This is a genomic window from Faecalibacterium intestinale (assembly GCF_040096575.1).
Classification (GTDB): Bacteria; Bacillota; Clostridia; order Oscillospirales; family Ruminococcaceae; genus Faecalibacterium; species Faecalibacterium intestinale.
Window position 1 is genome coordinate 201,372 of record NZ_JBBMEN010000005.1, and the last position, 9,872, is coordinate 211,243.

The 9,872-nt window shown below is 48.3% G+C and carries 11 protein-coding genes and 1 pseudogene; 7 read left to right on the forward strand and 5 right to left on the reverse strand.

Going from position 1 to position 9,872, the window contains the following annotated elements; all coding sequences use genetic code 11:
* Positions 1–77: 77 nt before the first annotated feature.
* Positions 78–326 (reverse strand): hypothetical protein, encoded by a 249-nt coding sequence (locus WMO20_RS06650; protein WP_005941557.1) that lies wholly within the window; start codon positions 324–326, stop codon positions 78–80.
* Between the two features lie 46 nt (positions 327–372).
* Between WMO20_RS06650 and WMO20_RS06655 the strand changes: the two are divergent.
* Positions 373–480: pseudogene (locus WMO20_RS06655) on the forward strand (DUF6061 family protein); the annotation flags it as partial.
* A 44-nt stretch (positions 481–524) separates the two neighbouring features.
* On the opposite strand, the gene WMO20_RS06660 reads toward WMO20_RS06655, so the two are convergent.
* From WMO20_RS06660 to WMO20_RS06670, 3 genes are all read right to left on the reverse strand, one after another.
* The gene (locus tag WMO20_RS06660) at positions 525–833 is read right to left on the reverse strand and encodes a hypothetical protein (protein WP_212792089.1); all 309 of its coding nucleotides are present in this window, start codon (positions 831–833) and stop codon (positions 525–527) included.
* Between the two features lie 301 nt (positions 834–1,134).
* Complete coding sequence (locus WMO20_RS06665; RefSeq protein WP_349186203.1) at positions 1,135–1,305, reverse strand: maltose acetyltransferase domain-containing protein; 171 nt, start codon at positions 1,303–1,305, stop codon at positions 1,135–1,137.
* Between the two features lie 114 nt (positions 1,306–1,419).
* Entirely contained in the window at positions 1,420–2,283 is an 864-nt protein-coding gene (locus WMO20_RS06670; RefSeq protein WP_349186204.1) for a helix-turn-helix domain-containing protein, read from the reverse strand.
* 249 nt (positions 2,284–2,532) lie between these two features.
* On the opposite strand from WMO20_RS06670, the gene WMO20_RS06675 reads away from it, so the two are divergent.
* From WMO20_RS06675 to WMO20_RS14475, 3 genes are all read left to right on the forward strand, one after another.
* Entirely contained in the window at positions 2,533–3,903 is a 1,371-nt protein-coding gene (locus WMO20_RS06675) for an MFS transporter (RefSeq protein WP_349186205.1), read from the forward strand.
* Between the two features lie 114 nt (positions 3,904–4,017).
* Positions 4,018–7,101 (forward strand): beta-galactosidase, LacZ type, encoded by a 3,084-nt coding sequence (lacZ, locus tag WMO20_RS06680; RefSeq protein WP_349186206.1) that lies wholly within the window; start codon positions 4,018–4,020, stop codon positions 7,099–7,101.
* Between the two features lie 94 nt (positions 7,102–7,195).
* Complete coding sequence (locus WMO20_RS14475; protein ID WP_353963822.1) at positions 7,196–7,498, forward strand: helix-turn-helix domain-containing protein; 303 nt, start codon at positions 7,196–7,198, stop codon at positions 7,496–7,498.
* A 283-nt stretch (positions 7,499–7,781) separates the two neighbouring features.
* On the opposite strand, the gene WMO20_RS06685 is transcribed toward WMO20_RS14475, so the two are convergent.
* On the reverse strand, positions 7,782–8,138 hold the full coding sequence (locus WMO20_RS06685; protein WP_112091949.1) for a hypothetical protein: 357 nt from the start codon (positions 8,136–8,138) through the stop codon (positions 7,782–7,784).
* 367 nt (positions 8,139–8,505) lie between these two features.
* On the opposite strand from WMO20_RS06685, the gene WMO20_RS06690 reads away from it, so the two are divergent.
* From WMO20_RS06690 to WMO20_RS06700, 3 genes are all read left to right on the forward strand, one after another.
* Positions 8,506–8,994, forward strand: coding sequence for a sigma-70 family RNA polymerase sigma factor (locus WMO20_RS06690; protein ID WP_005946633.1), 489 nt, complete (start codon positions 8,506–8,508; stop codon positions 8,992–8,994).
* Between the two features lie 361 nt (positions 8,995–9,355).
* Positions 9,356–9,583, forward strand: coding sequence for a hypothetical protein (locus WMO20_RS06695; RefSeq protein WP_015538297.1), 228 nt, complete (start codon positions 9,356–9,358; stop codon positions 9,581–9,583).
* Positions 9,584–9,651: 68 nt separating this feature from the next.
* Positions 9,652–9,872 (forward strand): type II toxin-antitoxin system PemK/MazF family toxin (locus WMO20_RS06700; protein WP_349186207.1); only part of this gene is annotated, 221 nt, incomplete at its 3' end.

A 9,872-nucleotide genomic window follows, 5' to 3' on the forward strand; every position in this document is an offset into this window, starting at 1 on the left:
GGACGCTGCAACCTCTCACCCAGAGGCGGCAGCGTCCTTTTTATATCGGAATGTTTGGTCGCAGGGGAAATCCGGGCTTATGACAGGGTATGTATAATGTGCAGAGCCATATCAGCATTTTCTTTGTCCACAAACACCTCTGTGACATACTGCGGTTTTATGCCGAGGGTTCCAATCCTTGCTTGATCAAAGGTGTTATGCCGATTGACATCTTTGGATTTACAATAGAATTTAATTCCAGCTGCTGCCAACGCATCCGTGATGCGATTGCATTGGTAAGGGTCAGAAACTGTTGCGACTAGCGATTTGAAAAAATGTTCTAACATAAAGAGACCTCCTTGCATACCCTCTAAAAGTAGTTTTGGAGCTGGGGACTGGCTATTATGTGATAAGCCTTTGGAGTATGCCCAGCTTGTGTTGGGTAGTGAGATTGAGCATCATCTCTCGCTCGGCTTCAACCATGGCAGAGTAGAAAATTGACCTTTAATTAAAATATCCAAGGCAAAACAACAGTCCTCTATCATTCATTTAATCGATTTCTTTGAGTTTTCTTTGTATAAATCATCTAAAAGCTCTTTTTGTGTTTGCTCTACTGCTTTGCTATAATGTTCTCTAGCTTCCTCTCCTTGTAACGTTTTATACCCGCCATTTCCGTCTGGAATATCAACACGAACAACATTTTGCTCATCTAATTCGGATGCTGCATTAAGTGCATCTTCAATTTCTTTACTGCCCATAATTTGTGGAGCATCAGTCGTTATTGGCCTGCCCAATATTATAATTAGTAGCACCGCTATTACCGCAAACATTAACACAATTTTTCCGACTCTCATCCGAAACGCTCCTTTTTAGATTTATTTCTCATTTCGGGGCTTTTTAATTTTGCAATTCACAATCCGACTTGCAAGATAAATTATCCAAAAAGTAAGGATATAATTGTTAGTTATAAACTTTGTAAAGGTCGCTTGTTCCCCTAATCTTATTTCAATAAAGTAAAATATCAAATACTGCACAATTAGCATACTACCAACGTCTACTACCAGTTTTTTCACTATCTTCGGCTCCTCTCTATAAACCCTTTTATCCAGATAACGCAGCAAATCACTGGTTTGTTGCAAGATTTTCTGTTTTTATCTATCTTAACAAAAAATCGCCCAAGTGTTTGTGCTTTCCGCCCCAATTGGCGTGAAACGGCGGCTCGATCCAGCAGCCTGCGCCGCACTCTGCAAGCATTTCTTTCAAAAGCTGCTCCCGTTTTGCGTGTTCGGAAGGGCGGGTATGATTATAAGCATACAGCCGCTCCATGCAAAGTTCCTACTCTGCCATGATGGATTCATCCGTTGGGCCGTAGACTTGTTGGCTGTGGATCGCATTTTTTATCGGCATGGTTCTACTCTCCTTATTTATAAGGAATCTTTCTCATTTTTCAGTAGATTCTTCCAGATTCTTTCGGTACTGTGCCGGACTGACACCATACTCTTTCTTGAATACCCGGCTAAAATAGAGTGGGTTATCATACCCTACGATCTCTGCAATTTCTCCAATATTGTATTCGGTGTTCTCCAATAAGCTTTGTGCATTTACCATCCGAAGGGACAGGATGTATTGTGCAGGGCTTATTTTCATGTACTGCTTAAAATTACGGATAAACCAGTTCGTACTGATATGCAGCGATTCTGCGTAATCGTCCACACTGACCTTTGTATTATAATTCTCGTTAAAGTAGGCAACGGCGGCTTCGATTTCTTCGGGGATGCTTGTAGTTGTTTTCTCGCTTTCCTGCTGTTGCCTGCTTACTAAAAGCAGAATGATGTCGAATAAAGAAGCAATATAGTCTTCATAGCCATATTCACATTGTTGCAGTTCCCGGATGATCTTTCGGAACAGCATTTTGTAATCCGGCAGTGTGCCGCTGTAAAAAACGTGCTTGTCCAAGGGTATTCCGTGATAGTTCAGGATGTTTTTGACATCATATCCCGTAAAGTGAATCCAGAACACCTCCGGGTGATCTTCAACATAGTAGACATACTTCTGGATTTCTTGCGGCTGATAAAGCACCATGTGTCCAGAAGTCACCACTTCCTCAACACCATCGAACCAGAAGTGTGCTTTACCAGATGCCACATAGAGGATTTGATAGTCTCTGCGACCCTTTGCCCAAAAAGTAGGTAGCTTAGGGCGTTTTTTCAAGCGATAAGTGCCGCAGCTGCCTACGACCAGCGGCTTTGAGTAGTCTTTGAAATCCAAACGGGAGTTGTTCAAATATCCTGAGTTGAAATACATCCCTGCGTCCTCCTCATCTTCAGAGATTTTACAGTGATTTGGGAAATGTTCTATCAAAAAATTACAAACTCTTTGATTTTGTGCATATTTTGTTCCATCTTGTCTATATCTTTTCGTTCCATTAGATTCTATAATATTTTCAGACGAAACGCAAGAGATTTGGGCAACTTGCGTAATGGGAATTCCAGTCTGAAGTGCGCAGCAGATTGGTCGCGCCCACACAAAACAAGCAAGATGGGAGAAAGCACAATGACTGAGAAACGTTATCTAAAGTGGTATAATAAAGTCGGCTATGGTTCAGGCGATATTGCAGGCAACGTGGTGTATGCATTCCTGTCCTCCTTCGTCATGATCTATCTGACCAACACCGTTGGCCTGAACCCCGGTATTGTCGGCACTCTGATTGCAGTTTCCAAACTGCTGGACGGTGTGACGGACATTTTCTTTGGTTCTTTGATTGACAAAACGCATTCTAAGATGGGTAAAGCCCGTCCTTGGATGCTGTACGGCTACATTGGCTGTGCCATTACGCTGGTGGCAATTTTCGCCATCCCGACCAATCTGGGACAGTTTGCACAGTACGCATGGTTCCTGATCGCATATACTCTGCTGAACGCTGTATTCTACACTGCCAACAACATTGCTTACTCTGCACTGACTGCTCTCATCACGAAGAACAGTGCCGAACAGGTCGAGATGGGTTCTTGGCGTTTCATGTTCGCCTTTGCCACCAGCCTGCTCATCCAGTCCATCACGCTGGGTGCTGTTACGGCATTGGGCGGTGGTGCTGCCGGTTGGCGCACTGTTGCAATCATCTACGCCATCATCGGTCTGCTTGTCAACACCCTCTCCGTTTTCTCCGTGAAGGAACTGCCGGAAGGCGAATTGGTGGATACCACCGACAAAAGGGAAATCGAACAGGACGAAAAGTACAATCTGGTTCAGGCTGCAAAGCTGCTTGCTGGTAACAAATATTATATGATGATTTGCGTCACCTACATTTTGCAGCAGATCTACGGTGCCATGATCAGCATGGGCACCTACTATGCAACCTACATCCTTGGCAACCAAAATCTGTTCGGTGTATTCTCTTGGGCAATCAACATTCCTCTGATCATCGCGCTGGTGTTCACCCCGACCTTGGTTGCAAAGTGGAATGGAATGTATAAGCTGAATGTAATGAGCTATACTCTGGCAACGATTTCTCGTGCACTGGTTGCTGTAGCTGGTTACACGGGCAGCGGCAATGTGACCTTGATGCTGCTCTTTACTGCAATTGCAGCTCTTGGTCAGGGTCCTTGGCAGGGCGATATGAACGCTGCGATTGCTGCTTGCTCTGAATATACTTGGCTGACGAAGCATAAGCGCGTGGATGGCACGATGTACTCCTGCACTTCTCTGGGCGTAAAACTTGGCGGCGGCCTTGGCACCGCCATCACCGGCTGGCTGCTGGCTGCAAGCCATTTTGACAGCGCTCTGACCGTTCAGCCGGATTCCTGCATCAATATGCTGAAGATCATGTATCTGGTGATTCCGTTTGCTCTGGATGCCATCATCACCTTCATTCTCTCTCGTATGAAGGTCGAAGAAGCAAATGAAAAACTGCGTGCAGCAGTCTGATAACAAGCCATTATCATTTCTCCTTCATCTGCCGTTCCCCGGAGGAATCCAGCGATTCCTCCGGGGAGGCTGGAGAAATATTATAAAATTATAAAAGGTAAATGAGGAAATACTATGGCTGCATTTGATTTTGCAAAAGTAAAAGACCCCACCTTTTTCAAGGAAAACGTGCTGAATGCTCATGCAAGTTTCCGTACTTACGCTTCCCGCGAGGAATATCTGGCAGGAGAATCTTCGCTTGCGCTGAAGCTGGACGGCATCTGGAAATTCGCCTACGCAAAGAACTACACCAGTGCCATCCCCGGCTTTGAAAAGACGGATTACGATTGCAGCGGCTGGGATGACATTCATGTTCCGGCACACATCCAGATGGAGGGCTACGACATTCCCCAGTACGCGAATGTTCAGTATCCGTGGGATGGCCGTGAAGAAGTACAGCCGGGTGAGATCCCGCAGTGGTTCAATCCGGTGGCAAGCTATGTAAAATACTTCGAGCTGCCGGAATCCATGCAGGGCAAGCCCGTCCACATCGAGTTCGAGGGTGTGGAAAGCGGCATGGCTCTTTGGCTGAACGGGTCTTATGTGGGTTACACCGAGGACAGCTTCTCCGCACACGCATTCGATCTGACTCCCTATCTCCAGCCGGGCGTGAACAAACTTGCTGTGCAGGTGTTCAAGTGGACTTCCTCCAGCTGGTGCGAAGATCAGGACTTCTTCCGCTTCTCCGGCATCTTCCGCAGCGTGTGGCTGTACGCCATCCCCACCGTGCATCTGGAAGATATATCCGTCAAAACGCTGTTTGCCGGGGATGATTTTACTCATTCCACGCTGGAAGTTGCACTGCAGGTGGAGGGTAAGGGCGCAGCCCGTCTGACCCTGCGCCGCAGTGAACTGGAAGTGTTCTCCGAAAAAATCGCACTGAACGGCGGCTCTGCGTTGTTCAGCCATGCGGTGGAGAGCCCCCACCTGTGGAGTGCAGAGGACCCGGCTCTGTATGAACTGGAAATCGAGCTGCTGGACGATGCAGGCCATCTGGTAGAGGTGACTGGGCAGAAAGTCGGTTTCCGCAAGTTCGAGTTGAAGAACAATCGGATGCTGCTCAACGGCAAGCGCATCGTGTTCAAGGGTGCCAACCGTCATGAGTTCAGCTCCATTACAGGTCGTGCTGTGGGCGTACACACCCATGAGGAACTGCTTCGGGATATCATCACCATGAAGCAGAACAACATCAATGCCATCCGTACCAGCCATTACCAGAATCAGGATGCGCTGTACGACCTGTGCGACGAGTATGGTCTGTATCTGATCGCAGAGAACAATCTGGAATCCCATGGCACATGGGACATCCATCAGGCGGGCATTCGCGGCATCGAGGGCGTTTTGCCCAATGATAAGCCGGAGTGGAAAGCTGTCTTGTTTGACCGCATGAATTCCACTTACCAGCGTGACAAAAACCATCCTGCCGTTCTGATCTGGTCTCTGGGCAACGAATCGTTTGGCGGTGAGACCCTGCTCCAGATGGCAGAGATGGTCCGCCGCTTTGATGACACCCGTCTGGTGCATTATGAAGGTGTGGTCAATGATCCCCGCTTCCTCGAAACCACCGATATCGAGAGCCATATGTACAGCACTGTGAAGGACATTAAAGAGTATCTGGCACAGGGCGATAAGCGGCCTTATATCGAGTGCGAATATTCTCATGCTATGGGCAACTCCAACGGTGCTTTGCACAAGTACACGGAACTTGCCGACCAGAAGGACTGCGGCTATCAGGGCGGCTTCATCTGGGATTACATCGACCAGTCCATCTGGAAAAAAGACCGCTACGGCAAGTGGTTTCAAGCCTACGGCGGCGACTTCGGTGAGCGTCCTACCGACTATAATTTCAGCGGAAACGGCATTGCCTACGGTGGTGACCGTGCTCCTTCTCCCAAGATGCAGGAGGTCAAGTTCTGCTATCAGAATATCGCAGTTTCCATCGACAATTCTGGCTTTGAAGTCTGGAATAAGAACCTGTTCACCTCTACGGATGCTTTCGACTGCGTTGCTCTGCTGCACCGTGATGGAAAGCTGTATCAGCAGCAGAAACTGACCAATATTGATGTTGCTCCCGAAGAGCGTTCCAGCTTCCCACTGCCGTTTATGGTCCCTGCGCTCCCCGGTGAATATGCAGTGACCATCAGCTTCCGTTTGAAGGAGGACACCAGCTGGGCAAAGAAAGGCCATGAAGTCGCCTTTGGACAGGGTGTGATTGCTGTGGTTCGTTCCATTCCCAGCAAGAAGGTCACGCCGTTTATCGTTACGCACGGTACACACAACATCGGCGTCCGGGGTGAGAATTTCGATGTTTTGTTCTCCGATCTGAATGGCGGTCTGACTTCCTACCGCTATGCCGGCAAGGAGATGATTCAGGAGATTCCCCGTCCCAACTTCTGGCGCGCTCCCACCGACAACGACTGCGGCAACAACATGGGCGGCGTTCGCGGTCAGTGGAAGCTGGCAAGTCTGTACGCTACCGCCAAGGGCATCGGCAAGGAGATCCCGTCTGTTCATGGCGGCACCATCCTCCAGAACCCCACCTGCGAGGTGGAAGCCGACAGCGTGGTCGTGACCTATCTCTATAACCTCCAGACCAGCCCCGCAGCAGAGTGCAGCCTGCAGTACCGTGTGTTCGGTGATGGCCGCATCCAGACCACCCTGCACTATGACCCGGTGGAAGGACTTGCAGCAATGCCGGAGTTCGGCGTACTGTTCAAGATCGACGCTGACTACGACACGGTGGAGTGGTACGGAAACGGCCCTGCGGAGACCTACTGGGATCGTCAGCATGGTGCAAAGCTGGGCATTTACCAGAACAAGGTCGCAGGCAACATGGCACAGTACCTTGTGCCGCAGGAGTGCGGTGCAAAGACCGCTGTGCGCTGGGCAAAGGTAGTGGACCGCAAGGGTCGCGGGCTGCTGTTTACCGCGGATGCCGCAAAGCCCATGTTCTTCTCTGCGCTGCCCTACACTCCCCATGAAATGGAGAGTGCCAAGCATCCCTACGAGCTGCCCCCGGTCCATTACACGGTCATCCGTGCCATCGGCGAGCAGATGGGCGTCGGTGGTGATGACAGCTGGGGTGCCAATGTCCACCCGGAGTATATTCCTGATGTAACCAAGCCTGTGGAGTTCACCTTTACGTTCCGTGGCATCTGATGATTGCCCGTAAATGAGGTGTTCTCTGTGAAAAAAAGCGAAAGATCAGTCTGAATCTGAACCAGCCGAACTAGCATCCCTTGTTGGAGAACGGATCAGAAAGATACGCAAAGAAGAGGGGTTAAGCCTAGAGCTTTTTGCTTTACGTTGTGACATGAATGCCGCATACGTTGGGCATATTGAGCGCGGCGTTCAGAATCCAACCTTGAACACGCTGGAACGTATTTGCAAGGGTCTGGACATCAGCGTAGAAGACCTTTTCATAGATAAAAGCGCAACAGTTGATATGAATACTGCCGCATTGCAGTATTTCTCTCAGATTACTCGTGATCTTTCCCCAGAACAATTTCATCAGCTACTAAACATCATAAAAGAGATCGTAGCCGTGATGAGATGACCCTCGTTATTAAGACACCTTCGCGTTGAGATATGGACATCCCTGCATGAGATTCCTATCAAAAGCGAGGGTGTCTTTTTTGGTATCACAAAATCTCAATTCCTGACACCACTATTTATAAGTAGTGCTTCACTCTATATAAGTAGCGTTGCTATGTCAAAATAACCGTATTCAGCTTTTGTTTAGAGCATTTCTTTGAATGGTTCTCCAAACTTTCTTTAACGTATTGAAGTATACAAATTTTTAGGATATAATCAGCACATTCCCCAAAAGCTATATAGAATTAAACAAAAATTTGATAGGAGGCGTACACACATGAGTTATTTCGGTTCAAGGTTTTTATTAGCAAAACCTGCAGGCTGCAAAGTTGCTGGTTGTGCTCATCCGCACCCCTTTGCACAGGTTCATCGGCTAATGATAGAACCGGATTGGCTGATGAAAGAGCCTCCAGCGGGAAGTTTTCTACCATCTCTCCCATCCAAGCTGCGGCATCGCCACCCATCTTCGTTGACGGAGGTCGGCTGACATGAAGGATCGACTGAAAGATCACCTTGAAGGCTGGCAGTTTTGCGAAAACTGTGGTATAAAGCTGTATCAAAAAATCAACGGCTGCAGCGGCATGATTCATCTGAAATGCCACCGTTGCAATACGCTCCTCCGCATTGATTTATCATTCCGAAGAAAGAAGTGACCCCCTAAAACAATAAATCGGGTGCATTGCACCCTGAATATGGACTGTTCGCACCGAGCAACGGGCCGTCACCTCCGGGTGATGTATGAAACGTAGCACCAAATAGCCGGGCAACAGCCTGATTGAGTGATTTTCGCTTGAGAATCTCTCAGTCGGCTGTTGTCCGGCTATTTTTTATAGCTTCAGGAAGCCTGCTCCCGAAAAGGAGCAGGTTTTATGTTTGCCCTCTTTTCGTGGCTGCCCCAAGTGGCGAAATATCCGTAGCATCTCCGAATTTTCGACTTCTCACGTTTTATCGAAAATTTGGAGGTTACACATGAGTTTCAATAATGGCAATGAACGTCGCAAGCTGAACGCAAAGTGGGAGCATCTTCGTGTGCAGTACCGCGAAGCAGGAATGAGCGAAGATGCAATTCAGGCTATGTACGAGTTTGATTTGGGTGTTCTTAATAGCGAACGTGCCTACATCACTAACACAATGACGGTTTCTGGTGCTGCCGATGATTGCGCAGCCAAGGAAACCAGCGACTTCAAGCAGTATGAAAAAGCCGTTACCGTAACGGATACCTACCACGAAACCAAAAGCCGTTTTGCATGGATTGGTGAGATTGAGAACGAACAGTTGCTTACTGCACTCGAAACTTTGAAAGTCGAAGATTTGGAAATCATCACCATGTACGCTTACGAGGGATACGACATCACTGAAATATCTAAAGTCTACGGCGTATCCCGCCCTACTATTAGCATAAAAATCAAGAGAATTACTAAATTTTTGAAAAACTTCAATTTTAATGCTACGAATTGACCCTTCTCGATGGCTCGTAAGTGTAAGGACAATTCACCAGACGGCGAAAGCCGTTGAACGAAATGTCTGCACTCCTGTTCTTTGAAAACTGAATAGTTCCGTCATCTGGTACTCCGATAATGATACTTCCGTAATTCGCGGCCCGGTCACAAAGCAGGCGGGGTGGCTGAAATGCCAATGAAGCGGTACAAGTCCGCTGCCAGATGTTTATGCCCCACTCGCAGGGAGCCGAGGGCGAATATGCGAGACCTTAACTTATTAAATCAGGCGTGGCCGAATGCTGTTTTCGGTCTTCGTCCACGCCTGTTCTTTTTACTTATTCCATATATCCACATTTTCGTCCTACATAATAGGAGGCTTTATGAACGAAAACGACCGTACCACCTTAGAGCAAGCGATCTACGAGGAAATGGAACTGACCCCGGAGATGATTCGGTCCATCCGCACGCTCTGCGGTGTCTGCCTTTGTAGTTTTGTAGAATCCAAGGCGTTCAAAATCGCCATTGTTCCCAGCGCGGACCGGAGCATGGACACTTGCACTGTCTGCCAGACCCGGCGCGGTCATGACTACGTTGTGATGAACCGCTGAACAAACACACCGCCCACTGCCAAGGAGGTGCAGCGGGCGGTGTACATATTGCAAAAGGAGGACAGCTATTGATTCAAAACTGGAAATTCCAGCGTGGAGACATTTTCTTCACCCGTTTCGACAACGCCATCGGTTCAGAGCAAAGCGGGAATCGTCCGGCAGTCGTTCTTCAGAACGATGTGGGAAATTTTTACTCCCCTACGCTGATCGTAGCCACATTGACAAGCAAGGCGGCAAAAAAGTATACCCAGCCGACCCACTGCCTGCTGGTGAACGAGTTTCTCTCCGT

Bases quoted from the DNA above. Each gene is read 5' to 3' on its own strand.
- WMO20_RS06695 (WP_015538297.1), top strand. From the start codon at position 9,356: ATGAACGAAAACGACCGTACCACCTTAGAGCAAGCGATCTACGAGGAA.
- lacZ (WP_349186206.1), top strand. From the start codon at position 4,018: ATGGCTGCATTTGATTTTGCAAAAGTAAAAGACCCCACCTTTTTCAAG.
- WMO20_RS06670 (WP_349186204.1), bottom strand. From the start codon at position 2,283: ATGTATTTCAACTCAGGATATTTGAACAACTCCCGTTTGGATTTCAAA.
- WMO20_RS06665 (WP_349186203.1), bottom strand. From the start codon at position 1,305: ATGGAGCGGCTGTATGCTTATAATCATACCCGCCCTTCCGAACACGCA.
- WMO20_RS06675 (WP_349186205.1), top strand. From the start codon at position 2,533: ATGACTGAGAAACGTTATCTAAAGTGGTATAATAAAGTCGGCTATGGT.
- WMO20_RS06650 (WP_005941557.1), bottom strand. From the start codon at position 326: ATGTTAGAACATTTTTTCAAATCGCTAGTCGCAACAGTTTCTGACCCT.
- WMO20_RS06660 (WP_212792089.1), bottom strand. From the start codon at position 833: ATGAGAGTCGGAAAAATTGTGTTAATGTTTGCGGTAATAGCGGTGCTA.
- WMO20_RS06690 (WP_005946633.1), top strand. From the start codon at position 8,506: ATGAGTTTCAATAATGGCAATGAACGTCGCAAGCTGAACGCAAAGTGG.